The organism is Clostridium oceanicum (assembly GCF_039521385.1).
Lineage (GTDB): Bacteria > Bacillota > Clostridia > Clostridiales > Clostridiaceae > Clostridium_F > Clostridium_F oceanicum.
Genome location: NZ_BAAACG010000016.1, coordinates 66,577 through 91,102 on the forward strand (window position 1 = coordinate 66,577; position 24,526 = coordinate 91,102).

Consider the following 24,526-nt stretch of genomic DNA (forward strand, 5'->3'; position numbering starts at 1 on the left):
ATATATTGTAAAAATGTACTATCATAATAATAGATTAACTATTTATTAAGGAGATGGACATTTTGCTCATAGCTAGTATAATTTTTACTTTAATATTAACAGCTATTTTAGGATATATTGGTAAATTAAAAATAAATAATTCTAAAGACTTTATTAATGCCAATAATAAACTAGGTCTTATTGGCGTAACAAGTATGCTAATGGGAGTTATCATAGGTGGAGCTTCTACAGTAGGCACTTCTCAAATGGCTTATAAACATGGTATTTCCGCAATTTGGTTTATACTAGGCGTATCTATTTCAAGTGTACTTTTAGGTCTTATTTATTCAAAACAAGTAGATAAAAAAAATTTTAGTACCTTACCTCAAGTTATAGGAAATACCTATGGTGAAAAATCAAGAACTGCCTCTAGTGTGCTTTTATCTTTAGGTATGTTTATACACATAACTGGTCAGGTATTAGCCTGTACAGCTTTATTTACTGCTATATTTGGAGTAGATTCTAAAATCACTTCTTTTATAGTGGTACTGCTATTAGTTTTTTATATAGTATTTGGAGGATTTTGGGGTAGTACCTTAGTAGGAGCTATGAAAACAGTTCTTCTTTATGGTACCAGTATTATATGCGGATTAATACTTATATTTAAACTTAATGCTCCAAAAGAAATAGCAACCTTTTTTCCTAAAAATCCTTGGTTTAATTTATTTAGTGATGGTGTATTTCAAGATCTAGCTTGCTGTTTTTCTACTATAGTAGGAATACTTTCTACTCAAACATATTTTCAAGCTATAATGTCTGGTAAAAATTCTAAAATATCTAAATATAGTTCTTTTATAGTAGCTTTTTTAGTATTTCCTGTAGGATTAGTTTGTACTTTTATAGGTATGTATATGAGGGTACATTTTCCTTCAATATCTCCTAAAGAAGCCTTTCCATTATTTCTTATAAACTATTTAAACCCAATGCTTGGAGGAGTATCTATAGCTACTGTATTAATATCTTCTATAGCTACTGGTGCAGGTCTTGCTCTTGGAATATCAACTATGTTTGTAAAAGATATAATACCTAAGTTTTTAAAAGAAAAACTAGATGATAAAAAAGAAATTTTATTTTTAAGGATAACAATAATTATAGTTGGTATATTAACTTTATTTTTAGTAATAAATAATACAGAATCTATGATCTTAGATTGGGGATTTTTATCTATGATATTTAGAGCTACTCCAATATTTATTCCAGTAATAGCTGCTTTATTTATGAAAAACTATGTTAATTGTAAAGCTGGACTATATTCAATAATAATAGGTCCTTTATGTAGTATGCTTTGGATATTATTAGGATTAGATAGCGTCTGTTCTATATATATAGGTATATTTTCTAACATATTAGTATTATTTATTCTGAGTAAAAAATTTAATAAAACAAATACTATTACTAGAAACATAAATAATTAAATATATTAGTTTTATAAAGGAGGATTCATATGGCTAAAAAAGGTATGAAAAGACCTTCTCCTAATGAAAATAACAAAGACCCAAATAAAAAAAGGAAAAAAACTACTCCAGTAGTTCCTGAAACAAAATAATATTTTAAAAGAGACTATTTAAAATTTAAAATAGTCTCTTTTGATTTATCTATTTATAAATTATAATATCAATATATAAAAAAATATATGGTTAAATAAAATTTACGGGGGATAAAAATGAAAAAAATACTAAACATTATAGCACAAAAACCTAATAGTACAGGAAGTGGGATTTATCTACAATCTTTAGTTAAAGAAGCTGATAAAAAAGATTATAAACAAGCAGTAATTGCAGGTATATCAAAATATGATACTAAAGTATCTTTTGATTCAGTAAATAAAGTAGATTTTTATCCGGTAATATTTGAAACTGAAAATATGCCCTTCCCTGTTATTGGCATGAGTGATGTGATGCCTTATAATAGTACAAAATATAGGGATTTATCTAAAGAAAAACTATCTAAATGGAAAGAAGGCTTTTCTAAAGCTTTAAAAAAATCTATAGAAGAATTTAAACCGGATATAATAATATGTCATCATTTATGGTTATTAACAGCTCTTACTAAAGATTTAGTATTAAATAATATTCCTGTAATAGGCTTTTGTCATGGAACAGACTTAAGACAAATGAAATCTTTAAGTAAAAAATCTAAAAATATATTTAAAGAAACTATAAATTATATAAAATATAACTGTAGAAACCTAGATCTTATAATTGCCTCCCATTCTAATGAAAAAAATGAAATAATAAAGTACTATGGTATAGATAAAAATAAAATTGTACTTGGTGGTAGCGGTTATAACTCTGATGTTTTTTACAATAATTATGAAAAAAATAAAAATCTTAATGATTTAACTAAAATAGTCTATGCCGGTAAACTTAGTTTCTCTAAAGGAGTACCTTCTTTAATAAATTCATTAAATTTGTTAAAGGAAAAAAATAAAAATTTTGAACTTTTCTTAGCTGGATCTGGTACTGGAGAAGAACTTGATTACATACTAAATTTATGCAAAAAATCTAAATTTAAAATACATATTTTAGGACCAATACCTCAAAGTGATCTAGGAAATTTATTTAGAAAATCAAATATACTAGTTTTACCTTCCTTTTATGAAGGAATGCCTCTAGTTTTAATAGAAGCAATGGCTTGCGGTATTAAAATAGTCTCATCAGATCTTCCTGGTTTAAAAGAATGGATGGGAAAAACTATAAATAATAGTGGAATAATAAATTATGTACCTCTTCCTAGGATAGAAAATATAGATGTTCCTCTAGATGAAGATTTACCTGAATTTGAAAAAAAATTAGGTGAAAATATAGAAAATCATTTTAATAAATTAATAACATATGATAAAAAGTTAAAAAAATCTATAGAAAATAAATCTTGGAGAGGTGCTTTTGAAGATTTAGAAAAATATTTTTAAATATATAAAATAAGTAGAGCATTTTTATGCTCTACTTTATTATATCTATACAATACATTTTCTAATTAACATATCATAACTTTTACTATAGTGAATATATCCTCCATTATCATATATAGCAGGATATACTTTATCCTTTTTTATAGCATCTATTAAATCTTTTTCATCTCTTATACCATCTGGAAAAACTGTAGCATATTTACCTACATTTTCTATAACATGTGCATCACTAGAACCTATTGATGGAAGCTTTAATCTACTAGCTAAAGAATATGCTCTTAAATTCTGTGAAAACTCTGTACTACCATTAAAAGCTTCAACTGCTGAAAGTCCAAAATCAAAGGCAGTACTTATATAATCTCCCATACCCCTATTGTTATTTCTATAAGGGTGAGCACTTATAGCTACTCCATTTTTTTCATTAACAATTTTAAGTAATTCTTTTGCGTGAATTTTTTCTTTAGGAATATCTCTTACACCAAATACTAATATATCCCCTTCATATGTAAGTATCTCTGCTCCAACTAGTATTAAAAAATTTTCTTTTTTAGCAAACTCATGTGCTTCATCAAATATTTCATTACTTTCATGATCAGTAATACACACACCATCTAATCCAATTTTTTTAGCTCTATATACTATATCTTTTAAAGATATTTCACTATCTAAAGAATATTTACTTTCATGTATGTGAGTATCTATTATCATAAAAACCTCCACCATATTTTATATTTTACATTTTCATATTATCATTTCTCTTAATTATTTTGTTGAATTATTAAATATATTAATAATTTAAACTATTGTGCATAAGATATTTTTATACAAATTAATATAATATTGCATGGTTTATATTTACAATATGCTTTAATTATATTAAAAAATTAAAAATATTTAGTATTTTAATCAAAAAAAATTATGTAACCGATTGCAAATTCTTTTAAAATCCATTAGTTTTAGATAGAATATATATATATGGTATTATATATTTTTTGATCTTAGTTGCAATAATATTAGTTAAAAACCTAGCGAAAGGCGGCCTAATATATATGAATCTAACCAATTTATTTGAATTACAAAAAAAATTAGACGACCATATATTAAAAAAGCACTGCTTAAATGGTAAATCTCTATTGAGTGAAAAGATCCTTGCTCTTCAAGTAGAGCTTGGAGAATTAGCAAATGAAACTAGATGCTTTAAATATTGGAGCACTAAGCCTCCTTCTAATAAATCTAGAATTTTAGAAGAATACGTGGATTGTCTTCATTTTATTTTAACCTTAGGATTAGAACAAAATTTTAAAGATTTAACTATTAATCCTAAAAACCCTGACTACAACATTACAGAACAATTCCTAAGTTTATATATAGACATAAATGACTTTATGATTTGTTCTTCAAGGGATAATTACATAACTTTATTTGAAGACTTTTTAAGCTTAGGTGTAGAACTTGGGTTTACAAAATCAAATATTGAAGATGCTTACTTTAAAAAGAATTCTATAAATCATAGAAGACAAGACGAAGGCTATTAACAAAAATAGGTTATAAGTTTAATACTTATAACCTATTTTTTTATTAATAATAAAATATCTTGTTGGTTAAAATAGCTATACAAGGAGGTTTTTTTATTTATGTTAGGAATAATTTACTCTATAATTGCAGGAATTTCTATGACCCTACAGGGAGTTTTTAATACAAGATTAAGTGATAAAATAGGCCTTTGGGAAACAAATTGCTTGGTTCAAGGCATAGGCTTTATATTAACTTTAATAGCAGTTTTCACTATAGGCTCTGGTAATATAAAAAATATTAAATCTGCTAACAAAATGTATTTATTAGGTGGAGTTTTAGGAGCTATAATTATATACACAGTTATGAGAGGAATTAAATCTTTAGGCGCTACCTGCGCTATTGGAATAATACTAATATCACAACTTTCTTCTGCTGGCTTAGTTGATTGTTTAGGACTTTTTAACTGTGAACCTATAAAATTCGGTTTTACGAAAATAGCTGGCATTATAATCATGATTGTAGGAATAATTATATTTAAGATAAGATAATGATTATTGCTTTTACTTTAAATTTATAAATTGCTATAATATATTTATAAACATATTATAGCAATTTAGGAGGTAACTAAATGGATTTTAAACAAATAGAGGCTTTTATAAGTGTTGCTAAATACAAGAGTTTTTCTAAAGCTGCTAATTCTGTATTTTTATCACAACCAGCTATAAGTTCTCATATATCCAGCTTAGAAAAAGAACTTTCCATTCAACTGTTTGATAGAACATCAAAGGAAGTATTATTAACACCCGCAGGAAGTTCCTTTTTAAAATACGCTTTAGATATTTTAAACGCTAGAGATAACGCAGTTTGCTGTCTTTCTAATTTTAATAATACTATATCTGGTAAACTAACTTTAACTGCAAGTAGTACTCCTTGTAATACAATTGTTCCAAAATTAATAAAAGAATTTGAAAAAAAATATCCTGATGTATCATTTAACATACTAGAACAAAGTTCTGGTGAAGTAGTAGATAATCTTTTAAATTTTAATTGTGAAATAGGAATAATAGGTAGATTAATTAATTTAGATAAAATAAAAAATTATAAACTTATAGAAGATAACTTAGTACTTATATCAAACCCAAGCTTAAATTTGCCTAGTGAAATTACAAGTTCAGAACTGTCTAAACATAAATTTATTCTTAGAAAAAAAACTTCTGCAACTAGAAAGACTTTTGAAACCAGTCTAAAAAAACAAGGAATTGATCCAACATCCCTTAATGTCTGTTGCGAAGTAAATAACTTAGATACAATATTTCAGTTTGTGAAATCTAATGTAGGTATATCCATAGTTTCTGAAAAGGTTTGTGATGAATACTTAGGTTCAAATCATATAAAAAAATCTAACATAACGGATTTAAATTTACAAAGAAATCTTTATTTATCATTATGCTCAAGAAGAACATTAACTCCTACTGCTAAAGCATTTTTTGATTTTTGTTTAGAATATTTCAATATACATAATTAATATAATAATTACATAAAGGAACACTTAATAAATTTTAGCATTATAATATATAATGAAAATAATATTAAGGAGTGTTTTATGTTTCCCTTAAAAAATAAATTAGACAATAATTTAAAGATATCTATAAAAAATAATTTTTATAGAAACTATAGGGTTTTAGTTATTTATAAGTCTCTTCAAAAAGATGTAGAGAAAAAAATCAAAATATATAAAGGAGAAATAATACACTCTATTTCTACATGTAATTGTGTTTGTGCTTATGTTAATAGTAGAGCTATAAATAGGTTAGCAGAACTTCCTCAAGTTTCTTATATAACATCAGATATTTATGCAAACCTATGTGGAAATAGCGTATTACCTTCTAACAAAGTAGTACTTTCAGAAAAATATAGATTAACAGGTAAAAATATTGGGATAGGACTAGTAGATAGCGGAGTATATCCTCATGCTGATTTATTAAGTCCTAGAAAAAGAATAAAATACTTTTTAGATTTAATAAATGATTACAAATATCCATATGATGATAACGGACATGGTACTTTTATATCTGGAATGATAGGTGGTAACGGAACTTTATCTAAAGGTACCTGTAAAGGTGTTGCCCCAGACTCTCATATATGCATGATTAAAGCTTTTAATTCTGCAGGAAAAGGTTATGTATCTGATATATTATTTGCAATAGAAAATTTAATAAATAATAAAGATGAATTTAATATAAAAGTTATTTGTCTACCTTTTGAAATTACTTCAAATGATTATAACATACTTAAATTATTCTCAAATCTTTTTTCTATGGCAAGAAAAAATAATATAATAGTAGTAGTTCCTTCTGGTCATAACGGTAACAAAGAGAGCTCTATATCAGGTATCGCTATTTTAAAAGATTGTATAACTGTAGGTGGAATAGATACAACTGGTATTAAAGAAAAACCATACCCTCTTTCATCTTCAGGTCCATTTTCAAAATTAGACAAACCTAATTTATGTGCTGCAGCTTGCAATTTATATTCATTAAACACAAATAAGAACTATATATCAGAAAGAGCAGGAAGAAAAATATATCCTAGATCTTTAGAAGAACCTTATACGGTGTACTCTGGTACATCTTGTTCTGCAGCCTATATAAGTGGACTATGCGCATTACTATTTGAAAATAATATTGATTTAACCTATGAAGATACACTTTCTCTTATGAAAGTTTCTTGTGATTTTCTAGAAATGTCCAAATGGATTCAAGGATTAGGAGTTATAGATATAAATAAACTTCTCCAATAATTAATACATTAAAATATAAAGTCATATATAATTATAAAAACTATTTATTGAATCTATTTACTTTTTAACCTAATAAATTTATTAAAAAATTTATAATTTCCTAACTAAAAACAAAGCTATTAATATTTAGTATTTAAAACATTAATAGCTTTTAGTTTTTTTATTTATAGGTATTTATTATTTAATATCCTTTATTAATATCTACAACGTTTATTAATTCTTTTTCTTCTACATAGTTTTTCATATTATTGTATATACATTGAAATCTTCTATCATTTCTTTTTTCTGATATCCAAGAATTATGAGGAGTTATTATAACATTATCTAAATCCCATAGTTTATTATCTTCTTTTAATGGTTCTTCTTCAAAAACATCTAAAGCAGCAGCTTTTATTTTACCGGCTTTTAAATTATTAATAAGTTCTTTTTCATCTACTATATTACCTCTTGCTATATTTATAAAAAAGCAACCCTCTTTCATTGAATCAAATATATTTTTATTTATAAAATGATAGTTATCTTTAGTATAAGGTATAGTTACAACAACTATATCACTTAAAGATAGCATTTCTTTTATATTATCTTTAGAATAACATCTATCAAAATATTCTACTTCTCTTCCATTGGTATTAGATCCTAATATATTAACTCCAAAACTTTTAAGTCTTTTAGCAGCTTCTTTAGCTATACTTCCAGTTCCCATAAATCCTATAGTTTTATCATATAACTCTAATATACTAGTATCCATTTTCCATTTCTTATTATTTTGTTTTTCATATAAAGACTTAGAATTTTTTAAAAGTTCTAATGCTTTAAGAACTATCCACTCACCTATTGGTATAGAATATCCACCTTTATTATTAGTAATTTTGATATTACTCTTTCTAACCTCATTTAAAGGCAATTGATCTATTCCTATGCTAGATAGTTGTATCCACTTTAATTTTTCCATAGGAGCGATGTCTAAAGTTTTAAAGGGGTCATAACATACTAATATTTCTGTATCTTTCATATTTTCAGTATATTTCATGTTTTTCTCATCAACTATAGTAACATTATATCCAAGCTTTTCTATACTTTTCATTTTGTCTTTTCCATAATCATATGTAAATAGTGCCTCTATCATTAAATCTCTCTCCTCTTTCTAAAAAATAATATGTTTTTTGATTTTATCATCAATATACTGAAAATTCAATGAAATTATAAAATAAAAATAGGAGTAAATTTATTTACTCCAAAAATTCTCCTATACCTCTAAATTTTTCATATCTCTTTTCTAGAAGTACTCCCATATCATATTTTTTTAGTTCTTGTAGCTCGCTTATAAATATATCTTTCATAGTTTTTGACATTAATTCTATATTTTTATGTGCTCCACCTGTAGGTTCTTTTATAACTTTATCTATTATATTAAATTCTTTTAAATCTTCTGCTGTAAGCTTCATAACTTCTGAAGCTTCTTTTGCTTTACTAGCATCTTTCCATAGTATACTTGCAAAGCCTTCTGGAGAAAGTATTGAATATATAGAGTTTTCAAGCATATATATTTTATCTGTAACAGATAAAGCTAATGCACCTCCACTTCCCCCTTCACCTATAACTACACTTATAGTAGTAGTTTTAAGTCTAGACATCTCTAGAAGATTTCTTGCAATTGCTTCTCCTTGTCCTCTTTCTTCTGCATCTATTCCACAGAAAGCTCCTGGAGTATCTATAAAGCATATTATTGGTCTTTTAAATTTTTCTGCCTGCTTCATTATTCTAAGAGCTTTTCTATATCCTTCTGGTTTTGGCATTCCAAAATTTCTTTTTATATTTTCTTTAGTATTTCTACCTTTTTGCTCAGCTACTATAGTTACCGGTTTGTCATTTAGCATTGCTAACCCACATACTATAGAAGAATCATCTCCATAATTCCTATCTCCATGTAATTCAATGAAGTTGTCAAATATTAAATCTATATATTCTAAAGCAGTAGGTCTTTCTTTTAATCTTGCAAGGCTAACCTTTTCCCAGGCTGATTTACTTTTAAACCCTTTTATATTTTTCATGAAATTACCTTTATTGTTTGAATCATTCATAGCATATCTCCAATCTAAATCAAGTACTTTTAATATTACTTAATTTATTTTCTAAACTTTATGCATATAAATAAGTTTTGATAGTACTTTTCTAAGGTCATATCTCGGAACAATTTTATCTATAAATCCATGCTCTAATAAAAATTCTGATGTTTGAAAATCTTCTGGCAATTTTTGGTTTATAGTCTGCTCAATAACCCTTTTACCAGCAAATCCTATTAAAGCTTTAGGTTCTGCAAGTATTATATCTCCAAGCATTGCAAAACTTGCAGTAACTCCTCCAGTAGTTGGATCTGTTAATACGCATATATATAATAACCCTTCTTTATCAAGTCTTCCTAAGGCTGCACTAACTTTAGCCATCTGCATTAAAGAATACATTCCTTCTTGCATTCTGGCTCCTCCAGATACTGTAAATATAACTACTGGTAATCTTAATTTTATAGCATTTTCTATAGCTCTAGTTACTTTTTCTCCTACTACAGAACCCATACTTCCCATCATGAAAGAACTATCCATTACACATATTACGCACTCTTCTCCTGCTATACTACATTTTCCTGTAATAACTGCTTCATTCATTTGTTTTTTAGTTTTTATATTAGTAATTTTTTCATAATATCCTGGAAATTCTAATGGGTTTATAGTTTTAATATCTTTATCCCATTCAATAAATGAATCTTTATCCGCTAAATACTTTATTCTTTCTTTAAATGTAAGTCTAAAGTGATGATTACAAAAATTACATATCTTATAATTCTTATCCATATCATCTTTATAAACTATTTTTCCACATTTAGGACACTTAACCCACATTCCATCTGGAATAACTGGTTTCTTATCTAATTTATGATTATTTAAACTATCAGGGTTAACTGTTATATACTTAGTTTTTTTAAATAATCCCTTCAACATATACTCCCTCCTGACTTTACTTGTTGTCAGTTAGTAATTTTTCAATATATTTTGTATCATAATTTCCTGATGCAAAATTAGCATCATTTAATAGCTCAAATTGAAAATCTATATTTGTAGGTAGGCCTTCTATTATAAATTCTCCTAATGCTCTTTTCATAATTTGAATAGCTTCTTTTCTGTCATTACCATAACATATAAGCTTTCCTATCATAGAATCATAATATGGTGGTATAGCATAACCTGTATATACAGAACTATCTAATCTAACCCCTAATCCTCCTGGTACATATAAATCATTTATTGTTCCAGGACAAGGTCTAAAACCATTTTTAACATCTTCTGCATTTATTCTGCATTCTATAGCATGACCTTTAAGATTTATATCTTCTTGTTTAAGGTCTAGTTTTTCACCATAGGCAATTTTAATTTGATATTTAATTAAATCTATTCCTGTTACCATTTCTGTTATTGGGTGTTCTACTTGTATTCTTGTGTTCATTTCCATAAAATAAAATTTATTATCAGAATCTAACAAAAACTCAATAGTTCCTGCATTTTTATATCCTACTGCTTTTGCTGCTTTTATTGCAGCTTCACCCATTTTTTCTCTAAGTTTTTCATTCATTTTAGGAGATGGTGATTCTTCTAAAACCTTTTGGTTTCTTCTTTGAAGAGAACAATCTCTTTCCCCTAGATGAACTATATTTCCATAGTTATCTCCAAGTATTTGAAATTCTATATGTCTTGGCTTCTTTATAAATTTTTCCACATACATACTGCCATCTCCAAAGGCAGTTTCTGCTTCAGCTTTAGCCATATTAAAAGCTGATTTCATTTCATCTTTAGAATTAACTATTCTAATTCCTCTACCACCACCACCGGCAGAAGCTTTTACCATTACAGGGTAACCCATTTTTTCTCCTAATTCTAATGCTTTTTCTTCATCTTCTACAACTCCAGCTGAACCTGGTATAACAGGAACTTCTGCATCTGTCATGATTTGTCTAGCATTAGATTTATTTCCCATTTTATCTATTATACTTCCATCTGGACCTATAAAGACTATATTGCATTCTTTGCACATGTTAGCAAACTTACTGTTTTCTGATAAAAAGCCAAATCCAGGATGTATAGCTTGTGCTCCCGTTAAAACTGTAGCACTTATTATATTGTACATATTAAGATAACTATCTTTAGGAGATTTTCCCCCTATACATACAGCTTCATCTGCCATTTGAACATGCAGTGCATCTTTATCAGCTTCTGAATAAACAGCTACTGTTTCTATTCCCATTTCTCTACATGCTCTTATTATTCTAACTGCAATTTCTCCTCTATTGGCTATTAGTATTTTTGTAAACACCTGCATCTTCCCCATTCTTTAAATATTTTAGGCATATTAAAATAAATAAAAAGAATAACTTAAACTAATTATTTAATTAAAACTGCCTTATCCTATCATAAATAGTAATTCTGCTTGAGCTGCTACTTTTCCATCAACTGTAGCTACAGCTTTTCCTATTCCTGCAGGTCCTTTTATTTTCACAAGTTCAACTTCTAATTTTAATACATCACCAGGTACAACTTTTTTTCTAAATTTAGCTTTATTTATTCCACCAAAATAAGCAATCTTACCTTTAAAATCATCCTTACTAAGTATAGAAACTGCTCCTACTTGAGCTAAAGCTTCAATTATTAAAACTCCTGGCATAACCGGTTCTTGTGGAAAATGACCTTGGAAAAAGTATTCATTCATAGTTACATTTTTATAGCCTATAGCTTTCTTACCTTCTTCAAGATGAGTTATTTTATCAACTAATAGAAATGGATATCTATGAGGTATTATCTTTTGTATATCATTTATATCAAGTATCTTATTTTCCATAAAAATTCTCCTTTTTTATAAAACAGAAATTTATATTTACCTTATTTTAAATAATTCTTGTCCGTACTCTACCATATCTTCATTTTTTACTGATATTTCTGCTATTTCTCCATCTGTTTCTGCTTCTATTTCATTCATAACTTTCATAGCTTCTACTATACAAAGTACATCGCCTTTTTTTACTTTATCTCCTACTTTTACATAAGGATCTTTTCCAGCTCCTGGTGATTCATAAAAAGTTCCAACTATAGGTGACTTAACAGATGTAAGATTTTCATCAACTTCTTTATCTTTTTTATATGCCACTTTATTTATTTCAGATATATTGTTGTTTTCAATAGAATTTCCTTCTAAATTTTTAACTTCTTTATAAACAACATTATTTTCTTTTTTCATTTTTATAGATATTCCTTCAGCTTCTATATCTAAAGAGGATAGATTTGATTTACTCATTGCATTTATTATGCCTTCAATTGCTTTAAACTCCATATTACTCACTCCACCTTTTCAATAATACTACTGCGTTATGTCCGCCGAAGCCTAATGAATTAGACATAGCATAGTTAATACTCTCTTTTCTTCCTCCACAAGTAACATAATCTAAATCACATTCTTCATCTTTTTCTTTATATCCTACTGTTGCTGGAACAAAACCTTCTTCTAAGGCTTTAGCACAAACTATTCCTTCTATAGCTCCTGCAGCTCCAAGTAAATGACCTGTCATTGATTTTGTAGAACTTACAGGGATTTTATCTGCATATTCTTTAAACACTTTTTTAATAGCTATAGTTTCAAATTTATCATTATATGGAGTACTTGTTCCATGAGCATTTATATAAGATACTTCTTCTTTTTTAATTCCAGCTTCTTTTATTGCTAAGTCCATAGCTTTTGCTGCACCGTCTCCTTCAGGTGATGGTGAAGTCATATGATAGGCATCACAAGTAGCTCCATAACCTACAACCTCTGCATATATCTTAGCCCCTCTTTTTTTAGCATGTTCTAAAGATTCTAATATTAAAATTCCAGAACCTTCTCCCATAACAAATCCATTTCTTTCTTTATCAAAAGGAATAGAGGCTCTATTTGGATCAGTGCTTTTAGATAATGCTGTAAGAGATGTAAAACCTGCTACTGAAAGAGGAGTTATAGATGCTTCTGTTCCTCCAGCTATCATTATATCTGCATATCCATTTTTTATGTTTCTAAAAGCTTCTCCTAAACAATTTGTACCAGTTGCACAAGCTGTAACTATTGTTGTACATACAGCTCTAGCTCCAAATTCTATAGCTATATTTCCTGCTGCCATATTACTTATAATAATAGGAATAAAAAGTGGATTAACTCTATTAGGTCCTCTCTTTTGAAGTTTTTGTTCTTCTTTTTCTATAGTTCCTATTCCACCTATTCCAGATCCTACTATAACTCCAAATCTGTCTTTATCAATAACCTCTAAATCTAATTTACTATCTTCTACAGCTTGTTTTGAAGCAGCTATAGCAAACTGACAAAATCTATCCATTCTTCTAGCTTGCTTTCTTTCCATATAATCTTCTGGATTAAAATCTTTTACTTCTGCTGCTAATTTAACTTTAAAATCCTCTGTATCAAATGCTTTTATATTATTTATACCTACTTTTTCTTCTTTTATATTTTCCCAAAAATCATTTGCAGTATTTCCTATAGGAGTTACTGCTCCCATTCCTGTAATTACTACTCTATTTTCCATCTATTACACCACCTTTTCTACATTGCCATTCCGCCGTCTACACTAATAACTTGACCAGTTACATATGAAGATTTTTCTGTTGATAAAAATCCTACTACATTAGCTATATCTTCAGGATTTCCTATTCTTTTTAAAGGTATCATGCCTTCTATATTTTTCTTAACTTTATCTGATAGTACCTCTGTCATATCTGTTTTTATATATCCTGGAGCTACAGCGTTAACTGTTATTCCTCTGCTACCTAATTCTTTTGCTAAAGATTTTGTCATTCCAATAACTCCAGCTTTTGCTGCAGAATAATTACATTGACCAGCATTTCCTGAAATACCTACAACTGAAGATATATTTATTATTTTTCCTGATCTTTGTTTAAGCATAATAGGAGTTATATGTTTTAAGCAATTATAAACACCTTTTAAATTAACGCTTATTACTTTATCAAAATCTTCTTCTTTCATTCTAAGCATTAAAGCATCTTTAGTTATTCCTGCATTATTTACTAATATATCTATCTTTCCAAACTTATCTAAAGCCTCTTTCATAATCTTTTCGGAATCTTCAAATAAACTTACATCAGCTCTAACTACATGAACTTTTGATCCTAAATCTTCTATTTCTTTTGCTACATCTTTTATTGATTCTACGCTACTTCTATAATTTAATACTAAATCCGCTCCCATAGATGCTAATTCTATAGCTATAGCTTTTCCTATTCCTCTACTTGCTCCTGTAACTACAGCAACTTTATCTTTTAAACATTTCATAACTATATAAAACTCTCCTATCTAAATTATTTTATATAACCTAAGTTTTTCAACTCATTTACTGTCTTATCTAAAGATTTTAGATCTTCAACGTTTAATATTTTAACTTTTCTATTTACTTTTTTTATAAATGAACTAAGTACTTTTGAAGGTCCTAATTCTATAAATACATCAACACCGTCATTTAGCATTGTATTTACACAGTCTTCCCATAACACAGTAGTCATAACCTGTTTTTTTAATGTATCTTTTATTTTATCTTTATCTTCTATAAAATTTCCTGTAACATTAGTTACCACAGGTATTTCTATATTGTTCATCTCTATATTTTTTAAGTTATCATATAATTTATCTGCTGCTTTTTTAAGCATTGATGTATGAAAAGGTCCACTAACTTTTAGCATTACACATTTTAAAGCTCTTTTTTCTTTAGCAATTTCACATGCTTTTTCTACTGCCTTAACTTCTCCGCCAATTACTATTTGTCCAGGACAGTTTATGTTTGAAACTTCTACTTTACCAAAAGGTTTTGCACCTTCAATAACTTCTTTAATCTTATCTTTTTTAAGACCTATTATTGCAGCCATTGTACCTTCACCTTGTGGTACAGCTTCTTCCATATAAGTCCCTCTTTTTCTAACAAGTGAAACTGCTTCTTTAAAATCAATAACTTTACTACACACTAAAGCTGAATACTCTCCAAGACTTAATCCTGCAGTAATATCTGGATTAACACCATAAGATTCTAAAGCTTTCATCGCAGCAATACTTACTGTTAAAACAGCTGGCTGAGTGTTTTCAGTTTTATTTAATTCATCTTTACTTCCTTCAAAACACATATGAGATAAAGAAAATCCTAAAGCTTTATCTGCTGCTTTAAAAACTTCTCTACATTCTGGTATAGTATTAAGTTCTTTACCCATACCTTCATATTGAGCTCCCTGCCCTGAAAAAACAAAAGCAATTTTTCCCATGTATATCCTCCATTAAATTATTTATTATTCATAAGTGAATTTGCTTCATCAAATATTTCTTCTATTATTTCTGAGCAGCTTTGCTTTTTGCTAACAAGACCTGCAATTTGTCCAGCCATAACAGAACCATTTTCTATATCTCCATCTTTTGCAGCTTTGCTTAAAGCACCTCTTCCTAGTTTTTCAAATTCTTCTGGAGCTGCTCCTTCTTTTTCTAAAAGCTGAAATTTTCTAACTAATTTATTTCTTAAAACACGTACAGGATGACCTGTTGCTCTACCTGTAACTTGTGTGTCTATATCTTTTGCCTTTAAAACTTTTTCTTTATATCTATCATGTACAGTACATTCATCAGAAACTAAAAATCTAGTTCCAAGCTGTACTCCGTCTGCTCCTAACATAAATGCTGCTGCAATTCCTCTTCCGTCACCAATTCCTCCAGCAGCTATAACTGGAATATTTATAGCATCTACTACTTGAGGTATTAAAGTCATTGTAGTAAGTTCACCAACATGGCCTCCAGATTCACAACCTTCAGCTATAACAGCATCTACTCCTGCTCTTTCCATTCTTTTAGCAAGGGCTACTGAAGGAACTACTGGTATTACTACTATTCCATGCTCTTTCCATTTTTTTATGTACTTACCTGGATTTCCTGCTCCAGTAGTAACAACTTTAACTCCTTCGTCGCATACCATTTGAGCAATTTCTTCTGCCATATCACTTAAAAGCATTATATTAACGCCAAAAGGCTTATCTGTCATTTTTTTTGTTTTTCTTATTTCTTCTCTAACCCATTCAACTGGTGCATTTCCTGTTATTATACCAATTCCACCGGCATTAGATACTGCTGCTGCTAGGGAACTATCGGCAATCCAAGCCATTCCCCCTTGAATTATAGGATATTTTATATCAACCATATCGCAAAACATGGACTTACTCATTGTTATTCCTCCTTGAATAATAAAAAATATTAATGACTACTTTATTCGTGCTATAATTGATTCATTCTATAATTTAAGTTTAGGGCTCATCTAGCTTTAGATGGCCCTTTTCTTTTTTTAATTAAGCTATTTTACTTTTTACGTATTCTACAGCTTCAGCTACTGTTGTTATTTTTTCAGCTTCTTCTACTTGTATATCAAATTCTTCTTCTATTTCTATTATTATTTGGAATAAATCTAAAGAATCTACTCCTAAATCTTCAAAAGATGTTTCTAACTTTACTTCGTCCTCTTCTAATCCTAATTGATCTACTATAATATTTTTTATTTTTTCAAATACCATGTTATATTCCTCCTAAAGTAATTTTTTATATTAATTTTATATTAAACATTCCAACAAAGAGCAGCCCCGCCATATGTTAGGCCTCCTCCAAATCCAACTAAAATTATCTTGTCACCTTTATTTAATAATTTCTTCTTGTTCATTTCATCTAAAGCTATTGCTATACTAGCTGCTGAAGTATTACCATACTTATCTAAATTAGTATAGAATTTATCATTATCAATATTTAATTTTTTAGCTGTATAATCTATAACTCTAACATTAGCTTGATGGGGAACTATATATTTTACATCATCTAACTCCCAAGAAGTTTTCTTTATAAGTTCACCTACTGTATCAGATATAGATTTTACTGCAAATTTAAATATTTCTCTTCCATTCATTTTTATATATTTTTCATTAACTTCATTTTTTATACTTACATATGGATTTTGAACATCATAGGCTCCACAGGTTAAGTTATCACCTTTTTCTCCAATAGAATGGGTATGAAAAGCTTCTATACCTTTATCACCTTTTTCTATTACACAAGCTCCTGCTCCATCTCCAAATAAAACACAAGTTCCTCTGTCTTCCCAATTTAAAATCTTAGATAAAGTTTCTGCACCTATAACTAGTGCCCTTTTTCTATTACTAGATTTTAAAAGTGAACTTGCAACTTCTAAACCATAAATAAATCCTGAACAAGCTGCTGATATATCAAAACACATAGCATTTAAAGCCCCTATATTGTTTTGAACACTACAAGCTGTTGAAGGCATAAAGTTATCTGGAGTTAAAGTAGCTACAATAATCAAATCTATATCTTTAGAATCTAAATTTGAATCTTTTAAAGCTTCTTTAGCTGCATTAGTTGCCATAGTTATAGTATCTTCACCTTGAGATATTCTTCTTTCTTTTATACCAGTTCTAGTTTTTATCCATTCATCATTTGTATCCACTACTTTAGATAAATCATCATTTGTAATTACATTTTTAGGTAAGTAACTACCTGTACCTGTAACTTTAATATTAATCATTATCTTTCTCCTTTTTCATTACATTTTTTAAATGATATTTCTGTTTAAAAAATGAATTTAACTTATCCAAAGACCTTATAAGGACTTTTGTTTCCTCTTCTGTAAGTCCTTCTATAGTAGCTTTTACCATATCAGAATGAAATTTTTCATGAACTCTATAAGCAAGTTTACCTTTTTTAGTTAATTTAACTTGAACAATACGTCTATCTTCTAAACATTTTTGTCTCTCTACATATCCTTTTCTAACTAAATGATTTATTGCAGTACTAAGGGTTCCTATTGTTATGTCTAAATCCATTGATACTTCAGTCATAGTTCTAGGTGTATACATACCTATAGCTTCTATTGTATGTATTTCAGTAACTGATAAATCCTTAAATATACCTTGCTGTAGTGCTTGTTGTTCTATAGTTAAAATATCATTAAAAGTAACTACTAATAATTCATTTAAAATATATATGGATTTGCTCACTTTAATCACCACTTTATATAGTTTTATATAGTTAATTCTTTTATAAGTTCTTTTACAGTAACTATCTTATCTATTTTATAACCATTTGATCCTGTAAATATAAGTCCTTTATCTATATTTCCTTTTACAGCTTCTATTAAAGCATCTGAAATACAATAAGGGGTTGTCTTAGGATCACATTTTCTCAAACAATTGTAACAAATTTTAGGAGTGACTTTATTCTTTTGAATAGTCTCTATAAAGTTATTTTTTATAGCTCTTCCTGGCAATCCTACAGGACTTTTCACTAAAATTATATCTTCTTCTTTTGAATTTAAAAAAGCTTTCTTAAAGTTTATATCTGCATCACACTCTTTTGTAGCTATAAACCTCGTAGCCATTTGAACTCCTGAAGCTCCTATATTTATAAATTTTTTAATATCATCAGATGTATATATTCCACCTGCTGCTATAACAGGTATTTCTTTATCATAATTTTTTATTTCTTCTAATACATCTTTAACAATATATTCTAAAGAATGAGTAGCAACCTCATCCATTTTAAATCCTAGATGTCCTCCAGCTTTAGGTCCTTCAACTACTATAAAATCTGGAAGTCTATCATATCTTTTCTTCCAATGTTTTAAAATTATTAAAGCTGCTTTTCTAGATGAAACTATTGGAGCTATTTTAACATTATGTCCTTTTATCATTTTAGGTAATTTCATAGGAAGTCCTGCTCCTGAAATTATAATATCTATGTTTTCTTCTAAAGCTGCTTTAACTAATTCTTCATAGTTGTTCATAGCTACCATTATGTTTATTCCAATTATTCCTTTGGGACTATCTTTTTTTGCTTTTCTTATTTCGCTTTTTAAAGCTCTTATATTAGCTTCTTTAGGATTAGTTTTAAAATCATCTTCTCTGTATCCTATCTGTGCAGCTGAAATTATACCTACAGCACCTTCTTTTGCTACTGCTGATGCTAACTTATATCCTGAGACTCCAATTCCCATACCACCTTGGATTATAGGAACTTTCGCAGTAACATCTCCTATTTTTAAAGGATTTAATCCCATAATCAATTCTCCTTATTATTTGATAATCAAATATTTTGATAGCCAAAGTATATAATAAAAGTACATGATTGTCAAACAAACACCATGTACTTTTAACCTTATTGTTTTAATATTTAATTAACATTTATTTAAATTACTTTAAATATATAAGTGGATTTACTGGCTTATTATTTTTTCTTACTTCAAAATGAACGTGAGGGCCAGTACTTCTACCGGTGCTACCTATTTCTGCTATTTTCTCTCCACGCTTAACATTCTGTCCTTTAGTTTTTATTAATTTACTACAGTGTCCATATATAGTTTCTACACTATTTTTATGTTGTATCTTTATCACTTTTCCATAACCTTTTTCCCAAGCAGAATATATTACTTTTCCATTTTCTGCAGCATAGATAGGTGTTCCTTTAGGGGATGCAATATCTATGCCGTTATGCATTCTTCCCCATCTTCTACCAAAACCTGAACTTATAACTCCAACAGAAGGTCTTAAAAATTTAGTAGTAAATCCTCCTCTTGATAATCTTTTTTCTTTTACTATCGTTTTAGTAGTTTTAGATTTTTCTATATTATTAAATACTTCTTTCATTCCATCTACATTTTTAATATAAGTTGATACTTCTTTTGAATCTAACTTTTTTTCTATTTCAGCTAAATTTTTATTATTTTTTAGTTTATTTTTTAAAGCTAAAACTTCTTTTTCGTTTGCTAAAGTACCTACTTTTTCATTTTTTATTTTTAATTCTATTCCTTTGACTTTTATATTATTATTATTAACTATAGAATCTTTAATAATTTTTTTGCTTGTATATATATCTTTAGATGCTTTTATATCATTAAAATTAATATTATTTTTCAATTTTACATTAAATCTTTTTTCTATACTAGATTTAATTTGTTTGTTTATGTTATTAAAATCCTCCTTATTTTTAACATAAGCTACTTTTTTTCCATTTAAACATACTTCATAAGCATTAGGTTTAGTGTTAAAGTATTTAATAGATGTAACTATAAATGTAAATGCTACTAATGTTAAAATAATTAATTTTATGCTACTTTTTCTCCGATTCACTTTTATATCATCCCTTCAAATTAAAATATTATTTAGATAGCATACATTAAATTAACTTTCCCAAAAAATCTAAATTTATTACTATATTAGAAAAAATGTATAATATTAGTTTATTGTAGTAAATAAAATACTTTGTTATAATATAGTAATGCATATAATAATCAAAGGTAGGTGTAAAGCCTTGAGTACTTTTGTATTTAAAAATAATAATTTCAAATACACTCCAGTAAGCAATATTTTTATAGATAAATTTATGCCCAAAGCCCGAGGAGAATTCGTTAAAGTGTATCTTCTAGGGCTAAAATATTGTACCTCTGGAGAAATAGGTGTAACTTCAGAAATTCTTGCAAGTACACTTCATCTTCTAGAAACAGATGTTATGAATGCTTGGAACTATTGGGATGATGAAGGAGTTATAAAAATACATAACATCGATACTATGGGTAATTTTAGTGTAGAATTTTTAAATCTTGAAAATTCTCCAACTCACGAGTCAGATAAAATAAACCTTCTTGATGAGTTAAATAATACTTCCATAAAAGACATGCTTCAAGACATAGAAAAACTTTTAAGTAGGCCATTATCTTCAAAAGAAATGACTATGTATATTGAATGGATAAAGGAATATAAATTTCAACCAGAACTTATACTTTTATTAATACAATATTGTGCATCTAAAAATAAAACTGACTGGAGATATATAGAGAAAATAGCTATATCATGGTTTGATGAAGAAATAAAAACTATCGATGCAGCCCAAAGTTATATAAAAAGACACGAAGACAAATGGGTGAAAATCAAAAAAATACTTAACTATCTAGGTATAAAAGATGGAGAAGTTATGAAACCCCAAGAAGAAATGTTGACTAAGTGGATTAATGTATATAAATTACCTTTAAATGTTATATTTAAAGGCTGTGATATATGTTTTCAAAGAATTAGCAAATGTGATTTTAGATACATAGACGGTATTTTAACTAATTGGTATAAAAATGGATTAAACTCTTTAGAAAAAATAGCTGTAAAAGATAAGAAAAAATCTTATTCTAAAAATAAAAATTATTATAATAAACAAGCTAAAGTTGATAATTTTAATAATTTTGATCAAAGAGATTACGATTTTAAAGAATTAGAAAAGAAATTGTTAGGATGGGATAAATAATGATTAAAGGATATCAATCTCAAATTCTTAAACAATACGAAAAAATAAGAGACGAAGAACAAAAATCCTTAAAAAAACGAAGAAAAGAGCTAAAAATTAAACTACCACAAGTTTTTGATATAGAAAGAAAAATAGCTAAGTTAAGTGTTGAAATGTCCCTAGGTATAATTAAGAATCATGATAATTTAGATGAATACTTAAAATCTATAAAAAAGCAAATAACAGATTTAAGAATAAAAAAGTCTGAACTATTAGTAAGTAGGGGTTACAGCATGGACTGCTTAGAACTTCATTACAGATGCACTAAATGTAAAGATACTGGATTTATAGGAAATAAAAAATGTTCTTGTTATAAGAGAAAACTTATAGACTTATACTATAATAATTCAGATTTAAAATTTGCTCTTAAAACTAATAACTTTGATAACTTTAATTTCTCATATTTTAGCAATCAAAAAGTAGATTATCATAGAGATAGTCCTAGAAAAAATATGGAAAACATAGCATCTAAAGCCTGGTCTTATGTAGAAAATTTCAATAAATCTAATGAAAATCTTCTTTTTATAGGTAATTCTGGTACTGGAAAAACTTTTTTATCTCACTGTATAGCTAAAGAACTTTTAGATAAAGGTATTTTTGTAGTTTACAGAACATCTGATGAACTTATTAAAAATCTTAGAGATGTTAGATTTAATAATAATAAACAGTTAGAAGAAACTCTTATTACCTGTGATCTTCTTATTATAGATGATTTAGGAACAGAACAAATAAATGAATTTTCTAAAACAGAATTATTTAACTTTCTAAATAAAAAACTATTATTAAATAAAAAAATGATTATTTCTACTAATTACAGCATAGAACAAATACTTAAAAGTTATTCTGAAAGAATTTCATCTAGATTATTTGGTAGTTTTACTCTTTGTAAATTTTATTGTGATGATATAAGAATTCAAAATAATATAAAATAAATTAAGTTAATGAAATTTATTAAAAACTTTATAATTATACAAAATAAAATAAGGTAGTTAGATAACTTATCTAACTACCTTATTTTATATATGTATAATATAATAATATATAAAGACTAGATACAATCACTATTAATATTATTGAAAGCATATAGTCCTTGAACCTAATTTATGTCTACATAAAAATTTTATTTGCAACTACTAAGTAACTGCAAATAAAATATTTGGTGACCCCTACGGGAATCGAACCCATGTTACCACCGTGAAAGGGTGGTGTCTTAACCGCTTGACCAAGGGGCCTTATTAAGTTTTTTTAAAATAAAATGGCGACTCAGAAGGGGATCGAACCCTCGACCTCCGGCGTGACAGGCCGGCACTCTAACCAAGCTGAGCTACTGAGCCAGTTTTATGGTGGGCACAACAGGGCTCGAACCTGTGACCCCCTGCTTGTAAGGCAGATGCTCTCCCAGCTGAGCTATGCGCCCATAAAACCTTGGTGACCCCTACGGGAATCGAACCCATGTTACCACCGTGAAAGGGTGGTGTCTTAACCGCTTGACCAAGGGGCCTTATTAAATTTTATTTTAAATAATGGAGCTGGCAATAGGACTTGAACCTACAACCTGCTGATTACAAGTCAGCTGCTCTGCCAATTGAGCCATGCCAGCTTAAAATGGCGACCCAGAAGGGGATCGAACCCTCGACCTCCGGCGTGACAGGCCGGCACTCTAACCAAACTGAGCCACTGGGCCATTTTATGGTGGGCACAACAGGGCTCGAACCTGTGACCCCCTGCTTGTAAGGCAGATGCTCTCCCAGCTGAGCTATGCGCCCATAAAATGGTGACCCCTACGGGAATCGAACCCATGTTACCACCGTGAAAGGGTGGTGTCTTAACCGCTTGACCAAGGGGCCTTAGTCATTTCTTCGGGCCTTGCCGACCCGACATAAAATATAATACATTAAATTTCTATAAGTGTCAACAGTTTTTTCAAAGTTTTTTTATATTTTGTTATTTTTCTCTATAAAGTACTAATTTAATTATAATTTATATACTAAACTAAGTCTTTTAGATTCTCCATTATAATTAAAGCAGTATCTTCTATAGCTCTTTTAGTTACATCTATCACTTTACACTTTAGTCTTCTCATTATCTTATCTGCATATTCTAATTCATTAAGTATTCTTTCTGCATTAGCATATTGTATCTCTTTTAAAAATTTTATGTTTCCTAATCTGTTTTCTCTTATTTCCATAAGTCTTACAGGATCTATAGTAAGTCCTATAATTCTTTTTCTGTCCATTTCAAATAATTCTTCTGGAACAGGTATTTCTGGCATTAGAGGTACATTTAAAACCTTTATACCTTTATTGGCAAGATACATACTAAGTGGAGTCTTTGATGTCCTAGATAGACCTAATAGCACTACATCTGCATGCTTTATTCCTGAATGGTCTTTACTATCATCATATCTTATAGCAAACTCCATTGCTTCTATTTTTTTATAATATTTTTTATCCATATTCCAAATTGCACCTGGTTTGTATTCAGGAACCTGATTTGATAATCTTGAAACTAAACTTATACAAGGACCTAACACATTTGATATATGAATACCTTTTTCAACACATGTTTGTACTAGAAATTCTCTTATATCTACCAATACTATGGTAGATATTATCATAACTTCTTTTGGATTATCTATTTTATTTACAAAGTTGTTTACATCTTCAAAAGTCTTTATATAGGGTACTCTTTGGACTTTAATATAATTATCAAATTGAATTGCTGTGGCATTTGCTACTTGTTCTGCTGTCTCTCCTATAGAATCTGATACCGCATATATCTTAAACATAAATAATCCCCCTTAA

The 24,526-nt window shown here is 28.3% G+C and carries 25 protein-coding genes and 8 tRNA genes; 8 read left to right on the plus strand and 25 right to left on the minus strand.

The genetic code is table 11. The annotated features are described in order from the left end of the window. Nucleotides 1-62 precede the first annotated feature (62 nt). Together ABDZ71_RS15910 and ABDZ71_RS15915 are read left to right on the plus strand one after the other, a co-directional pair. The gene (locus ABDZ71_RS15910; RefSeq protein ID WP_343763140.1) at nucleotides 63-1,454 is read left to right on the plus strand and encodes a sodium:solute symporter family protein; all 1,392 of its coding nucleotides are present in this window, start codon (nucleotides 63-65) and stop codon (nucleotides 1,452-1,454) included. 248 nt (nucleotides 1,455-1,702) lie between these two features. Then, a complete protein-coding gene (locus ABDZ71_RS15915; RefSeq protein ID WP_343763142.1) occupies nucleotides 1,703-2,950 on the plus strand; it encodes a glycosyltransferase family 4 protein in 1,248 nt (415 codons plus the stop codon). Nucleotides 2,951-2,995: 45 nt separating this feature from the next. Here the strand turns inward: ABDZ71_RS15915 and ABDZ71_RS15920 are convergent, their stop codons facing one another. Next, complete coding sequence (locus ABDZ71_RS15920; protein WP_343763144.1) at nucleotides 2,996-3,658, minus strand: PHP-associated domain-containing protein; 663 nt, start codon at nucleotides 3,656-3,658, stop codon at nucleotides 2,996-2,998. Nucleotides 3,659-3,999: 341 nt separating this feature from the next. Here ABDZ71_RS15920 and ABDZ71_RS15925 point away from each other — a divergent pair, with 341 nt between their 5' ends. The 4 genes from ABDZ71_RS15925 (at nucleotide 4,000) to ABDZ71_RS15940 (ending at nucleotide 7,265) form a co-directional block, all read left to right on the plus strand. Beyond that, a complete protein-coding gene (locus ABDZ71_RS15925) occupies nucleotides 4,000-4,485 on the plus strand; it encodes a dUTP diphosphatase (RefSeq protein WP_343763146.1) in 486 nt (161 codons plus the stop codon). Between the two features lie 99 nt (nucleotides 4,486-4,584). After that, nucleotides 4,585-5,013 (plus strand): DMT family transporter, encoded by a 429-nt coding sequence (locus ABDZ71_RS15930; protein WP_343763148.1) that lies wholly within the window; start codon nucleotides 4,585-4,587, stop codon nucleotides 5,011-5,013. Nucleotides 5,014-5,093: 80 nt separating this feature from the next. Beyond that, complete coding sequence (locus ABDZ71_RS15935; RefSeq protein ID WP_343763150.1) at nucleotides 5,094-5,990, plus strand: selenium metabolism-associated LysR family transcriptional regulator; 897 nt, start codon at nucleotides 5,094-5,096, stop codon at nucleotides 5,988-5,990. Nucleotides 5,991-6,068: 78 nt separating this feature from the next. Then, nucleotides 6,069-7,265 (plus strand): S8 family serine peptidase, encoded by a 1,197-nt coding sequence (locus tag ABDZ71_RS15940; protein ID WP_343763152.1) that lies wholly within the window; start codon nucleotides 6,069-6,071, stop codon nucleotides 7,263-7,265. Nucleotides 7,266-7,446: 181 nt separating this feature from the next. Here the strand turns inward: ABDZ71_RS15940 and ABDZ71_RS15945 are convergent, their stop codons facing one another. The 15 genes from ABDZ71_RS15945 to ABDZ71_RS16015 form a co-directional block, all read right to left on the minus strand. Further along, nucleotides 7,447-8,391: a phosphoglycerate dehydrogenase gene (locus ABDZ71_RS15945; RefSeq protein ID WP_343763154.1), complete on the minus strand. Its 945-nt coding sequence runs from the start codon at nucleotides 8,389-8,391 to the stop codon at nucleotides 7,447-7,449. A gap of 103 nt (nucleotides 8,392-8,494) precedes the next feature. Continuing rightward, nucleotides 8,495-9,346, minus strand: coding sequence for an acetyl-CoA carboxylase carboxyltransferase subunit alpha (locus ABDZ71_RS15950; RefSeq protein ID WP_343763156.1), 852 nt, complete (start codon nucleotides 9,344-9,346; stop codon nucleotides 8,495-8,497). 51 nt (nucleotides 9,347-9,397) lie between these two features. Next, on the minus strand, nucleotides 9,398-10,261 hold the full coding sequence (gene accD / locus ABDZ71_RS15955) for an acetyl-CoA carboxylase, carboxyltransferase subunit beta (RefSeq protein WP_343763157.1): 864 nt from the start codon (nucleotides 10,259-10,261) through the stop codon (nucleotides 9,398-9,400). 16 nt (nucleotides 10,262-10,277) lie between these two features. Beyond that, nucleotides 10,278-11,627: an acetyl-CoA carboxylase biotin carboxylase subunit gene (locus ABDZ71_RS15960; protein ID WP_343763159.1), complete on the minus strand. Its 1,350-nt coding sequence runs from the start codon at nucleotides 11,625-11,627 to the stop codon at nucleotides 10,278-10,280. 87 nt (nucleotides 11,628-11,714) lie between these two features. Then, nucleotides 11,715-12,149 (minus strand): 3-hydroxyacyl-ACP dehydratase FabZ, encoded by a 435-nt coding sequence (gene fabZ, locus ABDZ71_RS15965; protein WP_343763162.1) that lies wholly within the window; start codon nucleotides 12,147-12,149, stop codon nucleotides 11,715-11,717. Between the two features lie 36 nt (nucleotides 12,150-12,185). Continuing rightward, nucleotides 12,186-12,638 (minus strand): acetyl-CoA carboxylase biotin carboxyl carrier protein, encoded by a 453-nt coding sequence (accB, locus tag ABDZ71_RS15970; protein WP_343763164.1) that lies wholly within the window; start codon nucleotides 12,636-12,638, stop codon nucleotides 12,186-12,188. Nucleotide 12,639: 1 nt separating this feature from the next. Continuing rightward, entirely contained in the window at nucleotides 12,640-13,878 is a 1,239-nt protein-coding gene (fabF, locus tag ABDZ71_RS15975; RefSeq protein WP_343763166.1) for a beta-ketoacyl-ACP synthase II, read from the minus strand. 17 nt (nucleotides 13,879-13,895) lie between these two features. Continuing rightward, nucleotides 13,896-14,642: a 3-oxoacyl-[acyl-carrier-protein] reductase gene (gene fabG / locus ABDZ71_RS15980; RefSeq protein WP_343763168.1), complete on the minus strand. Its 747-nt coding sequence runs from the start codon at nucleotides 14,640-14,642 to the stop codon at nucleotides 13,896-13,898. Nucleotides 14,643-14,668: 26 nt separating this feature from the next. Continuing rightward, nucleotides 14,669-15,616 carry an ACP S-malonyltransferase gene (fabD, locus tag ABDZ71_RS15985; protein ID WP_343763171.1) on the minus strand — a complete coding sequence of 316 codons (948 nt, stop codon included), beginning with the start codon at nucleotides 15,614-15,616 and terminating at the stop codon, nucleotides 14,669-14,671. 17 nt (nucleotides 15,617-15,633) lie between these two features. Next, complete coding sequence (gene fabK, locus ABDZ71_RS15990; RefSeq protein WP_343763173.1) at nucleotides 15,634-16,560, minus strand: enoyl-[acyl-carrier-protein] reductase FabK; 927 nt, start codon at nucleotides 16,558-16,560, stop codon at nucleotides 15,634-15,636. A 121-nt stretch (nucleotides 16,561-16,681) separates the two neighbouring features. Next, entirely contained in the window at nucleotides 16,682-16,903 is a 222-nt protein-coding gene (gene acpP / locus ABDZ71_RS15995) for an acyl carrier protein (RefSeq protein ID WP_343763175.1), read from the minus strand. A gap of 41 nt (nucleotides 16,904-16,944) precedes the next feature. Then, a complete protein-coding gene (locus ABDZ71_RS16000) occupies nucleotides 16,945-17,922 on the minus strand; it encodes a beta-ketoacyl-ACP synthase III (RefSeq protein ID WP_343763176.1) in 978 nt (325 codons plus the stop codon). Beyond that, complete coding sequence (locus ABDZ71_RS16005) at nucleotides 17,915-18,394, minus strand: MarR family winged helix-turn-helix transcriptional regulator (RefSeq protein ID WP_343763178.1); 480 nt, start codon at nucleotides 18,392-18,394, stop codon at nucleotides 17,915-17,917. Before ABDZ71_RS16005 ends, ABDZ71_RS16000 begins: the two co-directional genes overlap by 8 nt. A 23-nt stretch (nucleotides 18,395-18,417) precedes the next feature. Beyond that, nucleotides 18,418-19,452, minus strand: a complete 1,035-nt coding sequence (locus tag ABDZ71_RS16010) for an NAD(P)H-dependent flavin oxidoreductase (RefSeq protein ID WP_343763181.1) — start codon at nucleotides 19,450-19,452, stop codon at nucleotides 18,418-18,420. A gap of 133 nt (nucleotides 19,453-19,585) precedes the next feature. Beyond that, nucleotides 19,586-20,521: a M23 family metallopeptidase gene (locus ABDZ71_RS16015; RefSeq protein ID WP_343763183.1), complete on the minus strand. Its 936-nt coding sequence runs from the start codon at nucleotides 20,519-20,521 to the stop codon at nucleotides 19,586-19,588. Nucleotides 20,522-20,702: 181 nt separating this feature from the next. Here ABDZ71_RS16015 and ABDZ71_RS16020 point away from each other — a divergent pair, with 181 nt between their 5' ends. Both ABDZ71_RS16020 and ABDZ71_RS16025 read left to right on the plus strand, forming a co-directional pair. Continuing rightward, entirely contained in the window at nucleotides 20,703-21,683 is a 981-nt protein-coding gene (locus tag ABDZ71_RS16020; protein WP_343763186.1) for a DnaD domain-containing protein, read from the plus strand. Beyond that, nucleotides 21,683-22,654, plus strand: coding sequence for an ATP-binding protein (locus tag ABDZ71_RS16025; protein WP_343763187.1), 972 nt, complete (start codon nucleotides 21,683-21,685; stop codon nucleotides 22,652-22,654). Before ABDZ71_RS16020 ends, ABDZ71_RS16025 begins: the two co-directional genes overlap by 1 nt. Before the next feature lie 225 nt (nucleotides 22,655-22,879). On the opposite strand, the gene ABDZ71_RS16030 is transcribed toward ABDZ71_RS16025, so the two are convergent. The 9 genes from ABDZ71_RS16030 to ABDZ71_RS16070 form a co-directional block, all read right to left on the minus strand. Next, nucleotides 22,880-22,954: transfer RNA gene (locus ABDZ71_RS16030), tRNA-Glu, on the minus strand. A gap of 24 nt (nucleotides 22,955-22,978) precedes the next feature. Further along, a tRNA-Asp gene (locus ABDZ71_RS16035) sits at nucleotides 22,979-23,056 on the minus strand. Between the two features lie 7 nt (nucleotides 23,057-23,063). After that, nucleotides 23,064-23,139, minus strand: a tRNA-Val gene (locus ABDZ71_RS16040). A 9-nt stretch (nucleotides 23,140-23,148) separates the two neighbouring features. Continuing rightward, nucleotides 23,149-23,223, minus strand: a tRNA-Glu gene (locus tag ABDZ71_RS16045). A 23-nt stretch (nucleotides 23,224-23,246) separates the two neighbouring features. Then, nucleotides 23,247-23,322: transfer RNA gene (locus tag ABDZ71_RS16050), tRNA-Thr, on the minus strand. Nucleotides 23,323-23,328: 6 nt separating this feature from the next. Beyond that, nucleotides 23,329-23,406 (minus strand) — tRNA-Asp (locus ABDZ71_RS16055). 6 nt (nucleotides 23,407-23,412) lie between these two features. Beyond that, nucleotides 23,413-23,488 (minus strand) — tRNA-Val (locus ABDZ71_RS16060). Nucleotides 23,489-23,494: 6 nt separating this feature from the next. Then, a tRNA-Glu gene (locus ABDZ71_RS16065) sits at nucleotides 23,495-23,569 on the minus strand. 140 nt (nucleotides 23,570-23,709) lie between these two features. Continuing rightward, nucleotides 23,710-24,510: a pyruvate, water dikinase regulatory protein gene (locus tag ABDZ71_RS16070; protein ID WP_343763189.1), complete on the minus strand. Its 801-nt coding sequence runs from the start codon at nucleotides 24,508-24,510 to the stop codon at nucleotides 23,710-23,712. Nucleotides 24,511-24,526: the final 16 nt, after the last annotated feature.